Below are 14,826 nucleotides of genomic sequence, written 5' to 3' on the forward strand. Positions count from 1 at the left end.
ACGTGGTAGACGCGGGGTCAACAAGTCGCGCGCAGGGGATTGACGAGCTTGCTGACAAGCAGTCTCATAAGCGGTGGAGGATGTGACCCCGGGTAACAGAGGTGGGAGAACGATGACGACCCTGACGGAAGCCGACGCGCTGGACGGTCTGCGCGACGCGCTCGGACTGCTCAAGGACCGCGAACAGGTGGCCGAACGGCTCCTCGCCTCCTCCGCCAAGCACTCCTTCGACCCGGACAAGGAGCTGGACTGGGACGCGCCCTTCGAGGAGGGCAAGTGGTTCTGGCCGCCGGAGCTGGTGTCGCTGTACGACACGCCCCTGTGGAAGCGGATGGGCGAGGAGCAGCGGATCCTGCTCTCGCAGCACGAGGCGGCGGCGCTGGCCTCGCTCGGGATCTGGTTCGAGCTGATCCTCATGCAGCTGCTGGTACGGCACATCTACGACAAGGCGGCCACGAGCGCGCATGTGCGGTACGCGCTCACGGAGATAGAGGACGAGTGCCGGCACTCGAAGATGTTCGCGCGGCTGATCTCGCGCGGGGACGCGCCGTGGTATCCGGTGGCCCGGGTGCACCAGAACCTGGGGCGCCTGTTCAAGACGATCTCCACCACGCCCGGGTCCTTCACGGCCACGCTCCTCGGTGAGGAGGTGCTCGACTGGATGCAGCGGCTGACGTTCCCGGACGAGCGGGTGCAGCCGCTGATCAGGGGGGTCACGCGGATCCATGTCGTGGAGGAGGCCCGGCATGTGCGCTACGCGCGGGAGGAGCTGCGGCGGCAGATGGTGACCGCGCCGCGGTGGTCGCAGGAGTTCACGCGGGTCACCTCCGGTGAGTTTGCGCGGGTGTTCTCGGTGGCGTTCATCAATCCAGAGGTCTATACCAATGTGGGGCTGGACAGGCGGGAGGCGATGGCGCAGGTTCGCGGCAGCGCGCACCGGAGGGAAGTCATGCAGACCGGAGCGAAGAGGTTGACCGACTTCCTGGACGACATCGGGGTGCTGCGGGGTGTCGGGCGACGGCTGTGGAAGAGCTCGGGGCTGCTGGCCTGAGTGCAGAGTGCGGGCCGGTGGGGTGGGTTCGCTTGCCCGCGCCGGCGGGGTGCCGCTCTCTGTGGGACGGGTGCCGCCCCAAGCGGCACGACTGCCCGCAGCTGAGGCGGTTACGCTGCACCGTATGACCCCCTCCGCCCCCGCCTACCGTCGACTCAGTGTCGAAGAGCGCCGCAGCCAGCTGCTCGAAGCCGCGCTCGGCCTCTTCGCTCACCGTGCCCCCGAGGACGTCTCCCTCGACGACGTGGCCGAGGCGGCCGGGGTCTCCCGTCCCCTGGTGTACCGGTACTTCCCCGGCGGGAAGCAGCAGCTCTACGAGGCTGCCCTGCGGTCCGCCGCGGACGAGCTCCAGCAGTGCTTCGACGAGGCGCGGGTCGGGCCGCTGCTGCCCAGGCTCGCCCGGGCGCTCGACCGGTATCTCGCGTTCGTCGACCAGCACGACGCCGGGTTCAGTGCGCTGTTGCAGGGCGGCAGCGTGGTGGAGACGTCCCGGACGACCGCCATCGTGGACGGGGTGCGGCGGGCCGCCGCCGAGCACATTCTGAGCCATCTGGAGGTCACGGACCCCGGGCTGCTGCTGCGTATGACCGTGCGGATGTGGATCACCGCGGTCGAGGCGGCCTCCCTGATCTGGCTCGACGAGGACAAGCGGCCGCCGCTCGACGAGCTGCGGGACTGGCTGGTCGAGCAGTTCGTCGCCGTCCTCTCGGTGACCGCGTCCCGCGACCCGCAGACCGCCGTGCTGGTGCGGGCGCTGGCCGAGGATGTCTGAGACTGGTGCCGTGAAGAGCGAAGAGACACCGTTCGAGGGCGGGCCGATGGACGGCCGGGTGCTGCCGGTCCTCGTGGGCCCCACCGGGCACCCGCCCAAGACGTACCGCATCCCCGTGCCGGACGCGGCGGGCGGCCCGCCCACCGTGTTCGTCTACCGGCGCGTCCCGCGCGGCCACAGCAAGCGGCTCGGGCTGCCGCAGGGCTGGAAGTACGCGTACGACCCCGAGGGAAGGCCGAGCGACCGGCTGAAGTGGCCGTGGTCCAAGCCGGACGCCGATCCAGACGCCACGCCGGGCCGCAAGCCGGACGACACGGACGGGTGACGAGGTTGCGCTGATCGGCGCACACGCGGCGCGTCATCGGCCGCGGGGACGTCAACACCTCACTGTGCGGAGCAGAGGGGCTGCCCCGCACCGGAGGTGATGATGTGTCAGGAAAGCTCGTGCGTCTGGTCTGCACGGTGGCGATGGCCGCCGGCGCTCTCCTCGTGCCGCCGCCCGCCGCGGCCGTGCCCGGGGCGGAGCCCGGCGGGCGTACCGTCGCCCAGCAGCTGACGGATCTTCAGCGGCTGTACCGGGAGGCCGAGAAGGCCACCGAGACCTACAACGCCACCGCGGAGAAGCTGACGAAACAGCGCGCGGAAGTGGCCCGTCTCGACCGCGAACTGGCCCTGGCCCGCCGCTCGCTGCACGACAGCCGCATCGCCGCGGGACGGCTGGCCAGACAGCAGTACCAGGACAGCACCGAGATCTCCGCGTACGTACGTCTGCTGCTCGCCCGCAACCCCCAGCAGGCGCTCGACCAGGGGCATGTGATCGGCCAGTTGGCGCGGGAGCGGGTCGAGGCGGTCGGCCGGCTGACCGCGAGTGAGAAGCAGGCCGGCGAGCTGGACCGCCGGGCGCGCAGGGCCCTCGACGAACAACTCGCCCTCGCCGAACGGCAGAGGAAGGACCGCGACGACGTACAGGCGCGTCTGAAGGACGTCGAGAAGCTCCTCGCCTCCCTCACCCCGCAACAGCTGGCGGCGCTCGGCGAGCTGGAGAAGAAGGGCACCGCCGCGGCGCAACAGCGGCTGATGGCCTCCGGTGTGCTGAGCGGCGAACGCCGTCCCTCACGGAAAGGCGCCCGGGCCCTCCGATACGCCGTGCGGCAGCTCGGGAAGCCGTACCGGTGGGGGGCCGAGGGCCCGAAGTCGTACGACTGCTCGGGCCTGACCTCCCAGGCCTGGGCCAGGGCCGGTACGCCGATCCCCCGCACCAGCCAGGAGCAGTGGGCGCGGCTGCCGCGGATCCCGCTGAAGAAGCTGCGCCCGGGCGACCTCGTGATCTACTTCCCGGAGGCCACGCATGTGGCGATGTACCTGGGCGAGGGCATGATGATCCAGGCCCCGCGGACGGGCGAGACGGTCAGGGTCTCACCTCTCGCGTCCTACCCGATCCTGGGAGCCGTGCGCCCGGACCGACGCCACAAGAACGCCTAGCCGGTCACTTCCGCGAGGTAGGCGGCCGTCTTCTCCGGCTCGTAGAAGAAGTTCTCGTAGTCGGACGGGTCGTTGAAGCCGTTGGCGAAGCGGTCGGCGACCGGCTGGAGCTGGCCGGCCGCGCCGATCAGGTTGAGGATGTGCTCCGGCGGCTGGGCGAGCATCGCGTTCGTCCACTTGGTGACGTGCCGGGCGGTCTCCCAGTAGCGGTCGAACGTGGCCTGCATCCAGGTCTCGTCGAACTCCTTCTCGCCGTTCTCCAGGATCGACGCGAGATACGAGGCCGCGCACTTGGAGGCGGAGTTGGAGCCCTGGCCGGTGATCGGGTCGTTGGCGACGACGACGTCCGCGACGCCGAGGACCAGTCCGCCGCCGGGCAGCCGGCCGATGGGGTTGCGGACGGTGGGGGCGTAGCGGCCGGCCAGCACGCCGCCCGCGTCGGTCAGTTCGACCCCCTTGGCCCGCTCGAACTCCCAGGGCGTGAACTTCTCCATGAGTTCCAGGGTCAGGGAGAGGTGCTCCGCCGGGTCCTTGACGCCGTTGAAGACGTCGAGCGGGCCGCCGGGTATGCCCTCCCAGAAGAGGATGTCGGCACGGCCGGAGGTGGTGAGCGTCGGCATGACGAACAGCTCGCCCACGCCCGGGACCAGGTTGCAGCGGACCGCGTCGTAGTCCGGGTGCTCCGGACGGGGGCCGAGGCCGTGGACGTACGAGACGGCCAGGGCGCGCTGCGGCTCGCTGTACGGCGAACGGGACGCGTCCCGGCCGAACATGGACACCAGCTCGCCCTTGCCCGCCGAGACGAGCACCAGGTCGTACGTACGGGAGAAGTAGTCGAGGTCGGAGACCGCCGCGCCGTGGATGACCAGCTGGCCGCCGCGCTGGGCGAAGGTCTCCATCCAGCCGGCCATCTTCACCCGCTGGTCCACCGACTGCGCAAACCCGTCCAGCTTGCCCACCCAGTCGATCACGCGCTGCGTCGGACCCGGGTCGTGCGAGCCGGGGGCCGCGACCGAGACGCCGAGTCCTTCGATCTTCGGGGCCTGGGACTCCCAGAAGTTCAGCTGGAGATCGCGCTCGTGCTGCAGTGCCGTGTGGAACATGCACTGCGTCGACATGACCCGGCCGGAGCGGATCTCGTCCGCCGTCCGGTTCGACATCAGGGTGACCTCGTACCCGTGCGACTGGAGTCCGAGGGCGATCTGGAGACCGGACTGGCCGGCTCCTACGACGAGTATCTTCCGCATGCGGGGCTGTTCTCCTACTCCGGGACTGCTCGGGGACTGCTCGCGGGGCTGCCGGGGGCTACTCGGGGGTGACGTCCAGAGCGTGGCCCACCAGGGACAGCAGGGTCTCGATCACCGAGATCCGGCGGCGTGCGTCCATGATCATTACAGGTATGTGCGCGGGGATCGTCAACGCCTCCCGCACGTCCTCCGGTTCGAACAGCTCGCTGCCGTCGAAGTGGTTGACCGCGACCACGTACGGCAGTCCGCAGCTCTCGAAGTAGTCAAGCGCGGGGAAGCAGTCCTTCAGGCGACGGGTGTCGGCCATGACGACCGCGCCGATCGCGCCGCGCACCAGGTCGTCCCACATGAACCAGAACCGCTGCTGGCCCGGCGTGCCGAACAGATAGAGCACCAGGTCGTCGTCGAGCGTGAGACGGCCGAAGTCCATGGCCACGGTGGTGGTCAGCTTGCCCGGTGTGGCGGTGAGGTCGTCGGTCTCCTCGCTCGCCTCGGTCATCAGCGCCTCGGTCTGCAGGGGCGTGATCTCCGAGACGGCGGTGACCAGGGTGGTCTTGCCGACGCCGAAACCGCCCGCCACGACTATCTTCGTCGCGATCGGGGCCCGGGTGCGGTCCGTCTGCCAGGACTTCAGGTCCTCGTCGGTGTCCGTGAAGGCGGTGTCTCTAAAGGCGACGGAGTCCACTCAGCACCCTTTCCAGCAGAGCGCGGTCCGGGCGGCCCGTGCCGTGCCCGGTACCTGTTCCGTACACGCGGATCCTGCCCTGGTCCGCGAGATCGCTGAGCAGCACGCGGACCACGCCCAGCGGCATCTTCAGCAGTGCTGCGATCTCGGCCACCGTGCGCATACGGCGGCACAGTTCGACGATGGCCTGCATCTCGGGCATGACCCGGGTGCTGAGGGAACCGTTCGTCAGCTCTTTGCGCTCCTCCGGGGCGTCGAGCGCCGCCACGAACGTCTCCACGAGGAGGACGTGGCCGAAGCGGGTACGGCCACCGGTGAGCGAGTAGGGGCGCACCCGGGCCGGCTTGCGGTCGCCGCCGCGAACGGGCAGCTTCCTGGGCGAACTGCTCATCGGTGGCTCCCGGCGGACTCGGACTCCAGGGATTTTCGTAGCTCGCTGCGGAGTTCCGGCGTCAGGACGTGGCCGGCGCGGCCCACGAACAGGGCCATGTGGTACGCCACCACGCTCATGTCGCAGTCCGCGGAGCCGTGCACGCCGAGCAGCGAGCCGTCGCTGATCGACATCACGAACAGGCTGCCCTCCTCCATCGCGACCATCGTGTGCTTCACGGCGCCGCCGTCCATCAGCTTGGCCGCGCCGATGGTGAGGCTGCCGATGCCGGAGACGATGGTGGCGAGGTCGGCGGAGGAGCCCCTTGGGCCGGTGGGTTTTGTGTCACGGGCCTGGCGGGCCTCGTCGTTGCGGCCGGGGTCGGAGGAGAGCAGGAGCAGGCCGTCCGAGGAGACCACCGCTACTGACTGGATGCCCGGCACCTCCTCGACCAGGTTCGTCAGCAGCCAGTGCAGGTTGCGGGCTTCACTGCTCAGTCCGAAGGTACTGGGCGCGGTCAACTGCTTGCCTCCTCGACAGTGCCCCCCGTGGTTTCTTCGGATACGGCTGGTGCGGCGCCCGGCATCTGGTTCTGGGCGGTCTGTTCGGCGACCTCCGCCTCTACGGCGCGGTAGCCGGCCTGGGCGCCGGTACGGAAGCCGCCGAGTCTCCTGCGGAGGGCTTCCGCGTCTACGGTGCGGGGGCGCTGGGGTGTGGACTCGGTCGGTGCGGTGATCTTGGGGGTGCGCTTGGGGAGGCCCTTGTCGGTGAGCTGCTCGTCCTCGGCGCGTTCGTGTTCCGTCTCGGCTTCGCCATCGACGGATGTGGTCCCACCCGCACCACCCGTACCACTTTCGTCTTCGGCTGCGGGTGGCCCCTGTGGGGCGGACTCGCCGTCGGCGGCTGCCGGTCGGGCTTGGTGCGGGATCATCCCGGACGCGAGGGGCTGGCCCTCCGTCGCCTCGGGCGCGGGCCCGCCATGGCTCTCCGTACCTTCGGCGGCCGACGGGCCATGGGCGTCCGCCCCTGCGACGGCCGACCGATCATGGGCCTCCACCCCTGCGACGGCCGACCGGCCATGGGCCTCCGCCCCCTCGACGGCCGGCTGGCCTTGGGCCTCGGGCGCCAGGTCAGGGAGCAGGAGTTCCATCGTGGTTTCGGCCGGCGTGGGTGTCTCGCGCTGGAGGGCCTCCTCCGCCAGGGCCACCAGGGGGTCCGTCGGCTTCGGGCGGGCGGGCAGCTCGTTGGAGTTGGCCTCCGCGTCCGCCCCCGGGAGGGAGAAGCCGAGCGTGCTGCCGGTCGCCGGGGAGGCCGACGACGGGACCGCGGCGGAGGGGGCCGCCGCCAGCAGGGGGTTCGGGAGGACCACCACCGCCGCCACGCCGCCCTGCTTCTGCTCGCGCAGCTGGACGCGGACGCCGTGGCGGTGGGCCAGGCGTGCGACGACGTAGAGGCCGAGACCCAGGCCCTCCTCGCCCTCCTGGTCGTAGGGGGACTCGGGGTCGAACTCGGCGAGGCGGGCGTTGAGGCGGGTCAGGCGGTCGCTCGTCATCCCGATGCCCTCGTCCTGGACGGAGAGCATGACCTCGCCGTTCTCCAGGAGCCAGCCGGAGACCTCGACGGGCAGGTCCGGCGGGGAGAACGAGGTGGCGTTCTCCATCAGTTCGGCGAGCAAGTGGGAGAGGTCGTCCGCGGCGAAGCCCGCCACGTGCGCGTGCGGCGGCAGCACGGCGATACGGACGCGCTCGTACCGTTCGATCTCGCTGACCGCGGCGCGCACGACGTCGACGAGCGGGACGGGTCCCGCGTGCTGCTGGACGTGCTCCGTGCCGGCGAGGACCAGGAGGTTCTCGCTGTGGCGGCGCATGACCGTCGCGAAGTGGTCCAGCTTGAAGAGGGTGGCCAGGCGCTCGGGGTCCTGCTCGCGCTCCTCCAGGCTCTCGATGACGGCGAGCTGGCGCTCGACCAGGCCCAGGGTGCGCAGGGAGAGGTTCACGAACGTGCCGCCGATGCTTTCCCGCAGCCGCTCCAACCGGGCCGCCGACTCACCGAGTTCGGCACGCAGCTCCTCACGGGCGTCCGCCATCTTCTGGCGCTGGCCGACCAGGTGCTTGCGGTCGGCCTCCAGCGTGACGATGCGCTCGCTGAGGGCCGCGGCGTGCGCGTGCAGGGCGTTGACGGAGCGGACGACCTGCGCGAACTCGTCGTTGCGGCCGGTGAAGGTGACCGGTTCCTCGGCGGCGGGGTCCGCCGCCTCGGCGAGCCGGGCCGAGCCGCGGCGCAGCACGGACAGCGGCCGGGTGAGGGTGCGGGCCATCGCCGTGGCGATGCCGACGGCGAGCAGCATCAGAGCGCCGAGGACGGCGATCCGCAGCTCCAAAGCGTTGACGTCGTCGTCGCGCAGCTGGGCCAGGTCCTTGGTACGGCGGTCGTAGAGGGCGGACTCCGCGCCGCGCATCGCGTCGATACGGGCGGAGAGCGCGGCGTCGACCTTCGCGGCGCTGGTGCCGAGTTCGGCTTCGGTCAGCGTCGGCTGGTCGGTGAGCCTGGCCAGGTACTTCTCGGCGGAGTTGACCTCGGGGCCGGTGACCGTGGAGTCGTACGACGTCCGGGCGGCCTTGGTCGCCGTGTCGTGGAAGTCGGCGAGGGCCGCGTCGGAGCGCAGCCTGGCCTGCTGGGCGGCCGCGGTCAGCGCATTGCGCTGCTTGGTCTCGGTGGCCGAGGAGGAGGTGACCGTGGTCGGCAGTCCGGTGACCGGGCTGATGACCGTCTGGGTGGCGCTGGGCACGTTGAGCGCCGCGAGGAGCAGGCCTCGGGTGGCGGCGGCCTGCTGCACGGCCGTGTCCAGCTCGGCGAGGGCGTAGGCGCCCGATCCGGCGCGGGGCGGCATCTGCTGCGCCAGCTGCTCGGCGAGCCGGTGCAGCTCGGTGATGGCGGCGGAGTAGGCGTCGTGCGTCTGCAGGGCGTCGCTCTTGCCGGTGAGCGCGGCGCGGCGCAGCGCGGCGATGCCGTCCAGATCGCCGCGGAGGGCGGCGGGGGTGTCGGTGTTCTGCTGGAGCTCCTCGACCTGCCGGTCGACGCGGGCGCTGCGCTGCTCGGAGGGAGCCTTGGACTTGGGCCGTCCGGCGGCGATGTAGGACGTCACCTCGTCCCGCTCGTCGGCGAGCGAATGCGCCAGGGCCAGGGCGTCCTGGGTCCGCCCGGCGAGCGTCACCAGGTCCTGGGAGTCGCTGAGCTGCCCGGAGGCGGCCAGGACGGAAGGGACACCGGCCCCGGCTATCGCGGCGGCCACCACGGCGACGGCGACGACGAGCCGGTTGCGTACATGCGTGGGCCGGCCCTTGCCGGTGGTGGCGGTGCTGCCGGACGTGTGCTCCACGCCCGCTGCGGGGTCCGTCTGCTTGCCTGTGCGACGAGGCCGCGTCTTCTGCACCGGTGCTCGCAATCCTGACTCGTGGTACTCATGGGCCCGGGTGTGACGCTCCGTCAACCGACGTCGACTGTACGTACGCCCAGTACGGTGCCGACCCTCCCAGTGCCGGTGGGCAGTGGACGAGCATCACCTGACCCGCCACCCGAAGGAGTGAACATCGGAGGGGAGTTGGCGAGCAAGTTCCTGGGAAGGGTTCAGCGGCCCTGTGCGGCAGGCCGGTTGGACGTCCGCGCCGGGCGGTGGCAGTATTCGCCGCCACGGCTTCCCGGAACAACGGATTCCACCCCAAACAGGGCGCCTGACCTGCGCGAGTGCGTCAATTCCGCGACCGATGCCAGGCTTTGGCGAACCTTGTGAAGACGTCGTGCAGACTGGCCGAATGCATACGGAACTTGTCTCGGAGCCGGGTGATCCCGCCTACCCCAACGAGGACTTCGCCGCGGCCACGCTCCCCGCTTCCGGCCAGGGCGGGACCCTCGTCGTCCTGGACGGTGTGACGCCACCGCGCGGCGGGACGGGCTGTCTGCATTCCGTCCCCTGGTACACGTCCCGTCTCGGCGGAGCCCTGACCGAACTGACCGTTTCCCTCCCGGATGTTCCGCTACAGGAGGCGCTGGCCCGCGCCATCAGCCGTACGGCCGAGGCCCACGCGACCACCTGTGACCTTTCTCACCCACGCACCCCACAGGCAACGGTGGTCATGGCGCGGTGGGGCGTGGAGAGGGTCGAGTACCTGGTCCTGTCGGACTCGGCCCTGCTGGTGGAGTCACCGGAGGGCACGGTCACCTCCCTCCTGGACGACCGCCTGTCCCGGCTGCCGCGCTCGTCCCTGGCCACGGACGCCATCGTGGACTCGACGGTCCGGAACAAGGAGGGCGGCTTCTTTACGGCCGCCGCGGATCCGGCCGTGGCGCCGCGGGCGGTGACGGGCGTGCTGTCGCGGGGCGACGTCCGGGCCCTGGCCGCCCTGACGGACGGCGCCACCCGGTGGGTGGAGAAGTTCCGGGAGGGCGACTGGGCGGACTGCTTCCGCTTTGTGCGGAAGGAGGGGGCGCAGGCGCTGGTCGACCGGGTACGGGTGCTGGAGCGGGCCGACGCGGAGGAGCGGAGGTATCTGCGGCGCAGCAAGACGCATGACGACGCGACGGTCGTGTACGTGGAGTTGTGAGCCGGTGGGCTACTTGGCGGCGTTGCGTATGAACGCCGTCCAGGCCGCCGGCGACACCAGCAGGACTGGGCCGTCGGGGACCTTGCTGTCGCGGACGGGTATGACGCCGAGGAAGTTGTCGGCGACCTCCACGCACTCTCCGCCTTCCGCGTTGCTGTATGAGGACTTGCGCCAGCAAGCGGACCGCAGGTCGGGCGTGCCGTTCATGGTGTGAAGTCCTCCGCGAGTAGCCGATCGACAAAGCCCAGGGACGCTTCCGGGGACATGGCTGCGGCCCTGGCCAGATCGTATGACTTGGCGATGCTCGCGACTACGGCCGGATCCTCGATCAGTTGGCCGGTGTGGGCAGTCTCCGTGTAGGCGGCGGACGGCTCCTCGGCAAAGGTCATGACCCTCATCGGGCCGTACATGAGTGGAGTCATCCCGGCCGAGAACGGCAGGACCTGGATGACCGCCTGATGGTTCCGGGAGACGCCGGCGATGTGTTCCAGTTGTTCGCGCATCACCTCGGTTCCGCCGACATGAGTGCGCAGCACGGCCTCATGGATGACGAACCACAGCTCGGGTTCCAGAGGGTTCTTGAGCAGAGCCCGAGCCCGCTCCTGCCGTGCGCCGACGATTTGCTCGATCTCCTGCTCGTCCACCAGGGGCCGGAGGGAACGAATGAAGGCCCGCGTGAAGGCTGGCGTCTGGAGAAGCCCCGGCACGACGGTCGTGGCGAAGTCGCAGATGGTCAGGGCCCGTTGCTCCAGCTCGGCTGCCGCCGCGAAATAACCGGCGAACTTGGACCCCTTGAGAACGGCCCCGCACAGCCGCCGGAAGAACCCGTCCGTCTTCAGGACGGAGTCGATCTGCTCGGCCAGGTCCAACTGCGGGCTGCGGGCGGCCATTTCCAGGTACCCGATGTACGCCCCCGAGCAGAACACGAGGTCTCCGAGCCCGGACTGCGACAGCCCCGCCTCCTCGCGGCGCCGCCTGAGCTCGGCGCCGTAGAACTCCTTCATGGAGGCGGGGTCAAGATTCTTCGGCTGAGGCATGCTTCCGAGAATAGGCACGCTTCGAAGCCGATCGGGCACGGAAGGTGAAAGTCACGGAACCCCCGGGCTCCCGTCCCGGGGGTTCCTGCCGGCCCTGGACTTACTGCTGCTTGCCGAGGTAGATGAAGCTCCTGTAGTGGTCCCGCGTGAACCACACATCACCGGTGCTGATCGCACGCACGAACCGGTCCTGGCCCGTCCGCTCCCCCTCCCCGCTGGGGTCGTGGTCGAAGGTGGTCGCGACGTACTCCTGGAACGTTCCCTGGTAGTTCTGCGACGACGAGCCCGCAAAGCCCTCGTTCATGAAGTCCCGGAGAGAGCCGCCGTTGTCCCAGTATCGACCACCCGTCTCGACCCACTCACCGTGCGCGCGGCGCTGCTGGTCGACCCAACTGCTGACCTGAATGGAGGTGTCACGGTCGCCGATGTTGCGCCAGTTCGGCCAGCCGATGCGCTGCCAGGTCTTCAGGGTCTTGTCCTGCATCTTTCCCGGAGTCAGCCTTCCGGGGTGCTCTTCGTCGCCCGAGACCGGCGCCTTGCCCTTGTTGGCCGCCCCGCAGGACGGGGGCGCCCCAGGGGGGCACTGGGGACTATCGGCGGCGTGCGCGGTGGCGGACAGGCCGAGCCCGCCGACGGTGAGGCTGAGCAGCATGGCGGGAACGGCGACCATCCGGGCACGCCGTGCGCGGCCGCGCCGCTTCTCGGGCGGCGTCTCCAACATCTCGGACGAGGACATGGTGGCTCCTTGGTCTTGTCTCGGATCCTGGTTCCGGACCCTTTCCGGGGCGGTGCGCTCCGGCTGACCAAAGAGGACCAGCCGCGCATGACAGTGGCCCGGCGGCCGGATCACGGCTGCCGGACGGAAATGACGTACGGCTGTTACAGAGATGTGGGAGCGATTCCATGCATTGCCGAGTCCTTGCTGTCAGGACATTTCTCGTTAACGGGGGGCCGTGAAGCTGGTCGTCCCGTGGGCGCAGGGGAAAGGAAACGGCATGCGATACGGCGGACGGGCGCGGTGTCTGCTGCTCGCCATGAGCTGCCTGGGCCTCGCCGGATGCGGCACGGGGGCAGGTGGCGCGCACATCGAGGGCCCGGCACCGACCGCGATCCCCTGGACGGGGCCGGTCTACGTCAGCGACGCACGCTCCATCTCGCGGCAGCGCCCCGACGTGATGGATCTGACCGAAGTCACCACTCTGTACGGCATGAAGTGGCGCGGCTGGGGCACGCCCCGGGCGGTCGGGACCGGGCTGGTGGTCGACTTCGCCTGCGTGTCGCTGTGTCCCCACGGCAAGGACAACCCGCCGTACTACCCCGTGCGTCTCGTTCTCAGCGACCTGGTCAAGCGCGAGTACGCCGCCTACTACGGCCACGCCGTGCTCAGCCCCGCTCACCCGCCCGCGCCCCAATGGGCGAGGGCCGTCGGTGACCTGCACCTACAGGTGCCGGCGGCATGACAACGTTTTCGCCCCGCAACTGTGAACCGGTCGCCGGGTCACCGACACATAGGACTGGTCCTCTGGGGCCGGAGCACGACGTCTCAGGAGACACACATGCACGAGGTCCTGCTGGTCGAGGACGACGAGATGATCCGGGAGGCGACTCGTCTCACCCTGGAGTGCAGCGGCTACGCGGTCCGCACCGCCGCCGACGGGACGAGCGGGCTCGCCCTGTTCCGGGAGCAGGCGCCGGACGTGGCCGTCCTGGACATCATGCTGCCCGGCCTCAACGGGGTGAGCCTCGCGGGCCGTATCCGCGAGGAGTCGCGGGTGCCGGTGCTGCTGATCTCGGCCCGCAACGATCCCGTGGACGTGGTGATGGGCCTGGAGGCCGGCGCCGACGACTACGTCACCAAGCCGTTCGACGGGCTGGTGCTGGCCGCCCGGATCCGCGCCCTGCTGCGGCGCGCCGCGCCCGCCGAGCGGCGGCCGGACAGCGCCCCGCTCGTCTTCGGCGACCTGGCCTTCGACCCGCAGACCCTGAATGTGTGCCGGGACGGAAGGCCACTCGCCCTCACCACCACGGAGCTGAAGCTGCTTCAGGAATTCGCCGCCGCGCCCGGCATGGTGTTCACCCGGGACCTGCTGCTGGAGAGGGTGTGGGACTACGCCTGGTCCGGCGACACCCGGGTGGTGGACGTCCACATACGGCGGCTGCGCTGCAAGATCGGCCGTGACCGCATCGAGACGGTGCGCGGCTTCGGCTACAAGCTGCGCCCGTAGTGGGCCGGCACATCGGTACGGCTCCCATGAACATACGGCTGAACATCGGCACGAAGGTGGCCCTGGCCGTCGCCACGGCGGCCGTCTGCGTCGCGAGCACGGTCGGGCTGCTCGTCCACCGCATCACCGCCGCCAACCAGCTGACCACGGCCCGCTCCGACATGGACCGGCGGCTGATGACCGCCGTCTACGACCAGGCGGCCGGCCGCAAGTCGGAGGCCCGGCTCGACCCGCCGGACCTGCCCGCGCCCGTGTCGAGGGCGGTACGTCGCGGCGTTCGCGTCACCTACCTCCAGGACGGACCCGACCCGGTGCTGTGGGCGGCGACCCGCATCTCCGACCGGACGGTGCTCGCGCTGTCGCGGCCTTACGGCTGTGAGGCCGACGAACTGGCCGCGCTGGACCGGACACTGGTCACCACGGGCGCGGCGGCCACCGTGGTCGTGTCCCTCGCCGGGCTGGCTCTCGGCGTGCGGATGGGCCACCGGGCCACGGCCGCCGCCCGTACGGCCGGACGCATCGCCCACGGCGACCTGGACGCCCGTATCGGCCCTCAGGGGCGGGACGAGATCGCCTGGCTGGCGGCATCCGTGAACACCATGGCGGACGCGCTCGGCGCCCGGCTGGAGGCCGAGCGGCGGGTGACCGCCGACATCGCGCACGAACTGCGCACACCGGTCGCGGCCATGGTGACGGCGACCGGCCTGCTGCCGGCCCATCCGGCCACCGACCTGGTCGCGGGCGGGGTGCACAAGCTGCGCGGGCTGGTCGAGGACGTCCTCGAAGTCGCCCGCCTCGATGCCCAGGTGGCCTGTGTGGAGACCGAACCCCGCCAGGTCAGCGCCATGGCCCGGCGCGCGGTCGCCGGACTGGAGGGGGTGGAGGTGCGGATCGTCGCGGACACGCTCGTGGAGACCGATCCGCGGCGTGTGGAGCGGATCCTCACCAACCTGGTCACCAACGCGCTGCGGCACGGTGCCCCGCCGGTGACGGTCGACGTGGACAAGGACCACGGCGGAGCGATCGTCCGGGTCCGCGACCACGGCCCCGGCTTCCCGCCCGATCTGCTGAGCGTCCTCACCGCCTCCGGCCCGCAGCGCTTCCGCACCGGCTCCGGGTCGGCGGGAACAGGCCTGGGCCTGACCATCGCCTCCGGCCAGGCCCGCCTGCTCGGCGCCTGTCTCACCTTCCGCAACCATCCCGACGGGGGTGCGGAGGCGACCCTGCGCCTCAGCGGGGGCGGCGCCGCCGACGCCTGAAAGGCGGCCGGGCAACCCGACCCGGACACGGGTCCGGACCCCATCGCCACCGGCCAGACCCGGCCGCTCACCTTCCACAAACCACCCCGACGAGGGC

16 protein-coding genes are annotated in these 14,826 nt (G+C 70.6%); 8 read left to right on the forward strand and 8 right to left on the reverse strand.

The window, feature by feature from the left end; translation table 11 throughout:
- The first annotated feature begins 112 nt into the window (after positions 1–112).
- The 4 genes from ABT254_RS25585 (at position 113) to ABT254_RS25600 (ending at position 3,305) form a co-directional block, all read left to right on the forward strand.
- A complete protein-coding gene (locus tag ABT254_RS25585) occupies positions 113–1,051 on the forward strand; it encodes an AurF N-oxygenase family protein (protein WP_351474377.1) in 939 nt (312 codons plus the stop codon).
- Positions 1,052–1,175: 124 nt separating this feature from the next.
- Positions 1,176–1,823 (forward strand): TetR/AcrR family transcriptional regulator, encoded by a 648-nt coding sequence (locus ABT254_RS25590; RefSeq protein ID WP_351474380.1) that lies wholly within the window; start codon positions 1,176–1,178, stop codon positions 1,821–1,823.
- A 10-nt stretch (positions 1,824–1,833) separates the two neighbouring features.
- Positions 1,834–2,148 (forward strand): DUF8847 domain-containing protein, encoded by a 315-nt coding sequence (locus tag ABT254_RS25595; protein ID WP_351474383.1) that lies wholly within the window; start codon positions 1,834–1,836, stop codon positions 2,146–2,148.
- A 104-nt stretch (positions 2,149–2,252) separates the two neighbouring features.
- Positions 2,253–3,305, forward strand: coding sequence for a C40 family peptidase (locus tag ABT254_RS25600; RefSeq protein WP_351474386.1), 1,053 nt, complete (start codon positions 2,253–2,255; stop codon positions 3,303–3,305).
- On the opposite strand, the gene ABT254_RS25605 is transcribed toward ABT254_RS25600, so the two are convergent.
- The 5 genes from ABT254_RS25605 to ABT254_RS25625 are packed head-to-tail and all read right to left on the reverse strand — an operon-like array spanning position 3,302 to position 9,040.
- Complete coding sequence (locus ABT254_RS25605) at positions 3,302–4,552, reverse strand: styrene monooxygenase/indole monooxygenase family protein (RefSeq protein ID WP_351474388.1); 1,251 nt, start codon at positions 4,550–4,552, stop codon at positions 3,302–3,304. The two genes, ABT254_RS25600 and ABT254_RS25605, sit on opposite strands and share 4 nt — an antisense overlap.
- A 58-nt stretch (positions 4,553–4,610) precedes the next feature.
- On the reverse strand, positions 4,611–5,237 hold the full coding sequence (locus tag ABT254_RS25610) for a GTP-binding protein (RefSeq protein ID WP_351474391.1): 627 nt from the start codon (positions 5,235–5,237) through the stop codon (positions 4,611–4,613).
- Positions 5,218–5,628 carry a DUF742 domain-containing protein gene (locus tag ABT254_RS25615; protein WP_351474393.1) on the reverse strand — a complete coding sequence of 137 codons (411 nt, stop codon included), beginning with the start codon at positions 5,626–5,628 and terminating at the stop codon, positions 5,218–5,220. The genes ABT254_RS25610 and ABT254_RS25615 overlap by 20 nt, the downstream gene beginning before the upstream one ends.
- Entirely contained in the window at positions 5,625–6,128 is a 504-nt protein-coding gene (locus tag ABT254_RS25620; RefSeq protein WP_351474396.1) for a roadblock/LC7 domain-containing protein, read from the reverse strand. Before ABT254_RS25620 ends, ABT254_RS25615 begins: the two co-directional genes overlap by 4 nt.
- Positions 6,125–9,040, reverse strand: coding sequence for a sensor histidine kinase (locus ABT254_RS25625; RefSeq protein WP_351474399.1), 2,916 nt, complete (start codon positions 9,038–9,040; stop codon positions 6,125–6,127). The genes ABT254_RS25620 and ABT254_RS25625 overlap by 4 nt, the downstream gene beginning before the upstream one ends.
- A gap of 379 nt (positions 9,041–9,419) precedes the next feature.
- On the opposite strand from ABT254_RS25625, the gene ABT254_RS25630 reads away from it, so the two are divergent.
- Positions 9,420–10,208: a protein phosphatase 2C domain-containing protein gene (locus ABT254_RS25630; protein ID WP_351474402.1), complete on the forward strand. Its 789-nt coding sequence runs from the start codon at positions 9,420–9,422 to the stop codon at positions 10,206–10,208.
- A gap of 9 nt (positions 10,209–10,217) precedes the next feature.
- Here the strand turns inward: ABT254_RS25630 and ABT254_RS25635 are convergent, their stop codons facing one another.
- The 3 genes from ABT254_RS25635 to ABT254_RS25645 all read right to left on the reverse strand — a co-directional run bounded on the left by ABT254_RS25635 (position 10,218) and on the right by ABT254_RS25645 (position 11,981).
- Positions 10,218–10,415: a DUF397 domain-containing protein gene (locus tag ABT254_RS25635; RefSeq protein WP_351474405.1), complete on the reverse strand. Its 198-nt coding sequence runs from the start codon at positions 10,413–10,415 to the stop codon at positions 10,218–10,220.
- The gene (locus tag ABT254_RS25640; protein WP_351474407.1) at positions 10,412–11,245 is read right to left on the reverse strand and encodes a helix-turn-helix domain-containing protein; all 834 of its coding nucleotides are present in this window, start codon (positions 11,243–11,245) and stop codon (positions 10,412–10,414) included. The genes ABT254_RS25635 and ABT254_RS25640 overlap by 4 nt, the downstream gene beginning before the upstream one ends.
- 100 nt (positions 11,246–11,345) lie before the next feature.
- The gene (locus tag ABT254_RS25645) at positions 11,346–11,981 is read right to left on the reverse strand and encodes a hypothetical protein (protein WP_351474409.1); all 636 of its coding nucleotides are present in this window, start codon (positions 11,979–11,981) and stop codon (positions 11,346–11,348) included.
- A gap of 259 nt (positions 11,982–12,240) precedes the next feature.
- Here ABT254_RS25645 and ABT254_RS25650 point away from each other — a divergent pair, with 259 nt between their 5' ends.
- The 3 genes from ABT254_RS25650 (at position 12,241) to ABT254_RS25660 (ending at position 14,729) form a co-directional block, all read left to right on the forward strand.
- Complete coding sequence (locus tag ABT254_RS25650) at positions 12,241–12,705, forward strand: hypothetical protein (RefSeq protein WP_351474411.1); 465 nt, start codon at positions 12,241–12,243, stop codon at positions 12,703–12,705.
- 96 nt (positions 12,706–12,801) lie between these two features.
- A complete protein-coding gene (cseB, locus tag ABT254_RS25655; RefSeq protein WP_351474414.1) occupies positions 12,802–13,470 on the forward strand; it encodes a two-component system response regulator CseB in 669 nt (222 codons plus the stop codon).
- A 26-nt stretch (positions 13,471–13,496) separates the two neighbouring features.
- Positions 13,497–14,729 (forward strand): sensor histidine kinase, encoded by a 1,233-nt coding sequence (locus tag ABT254_RS25660; protein WP_351474417.1) that lies wholly within the window; start codon positions 13,497–13,499, stop codon positions 14,727–14,729.
- The last annotated feature ends 97 nt before the right edge of the window (positions 14,730–14,826 follow it).

The organism is Streptomyces sp. NPDC001137 (genome assembly GCF_040298885.1).
In the GTDB taxonomy this organism is placed as follows: Bacteria; Actinomycetota; Actinomycetes; order Streptomycetales; family Streptomycetaceae; genus Streptomyces.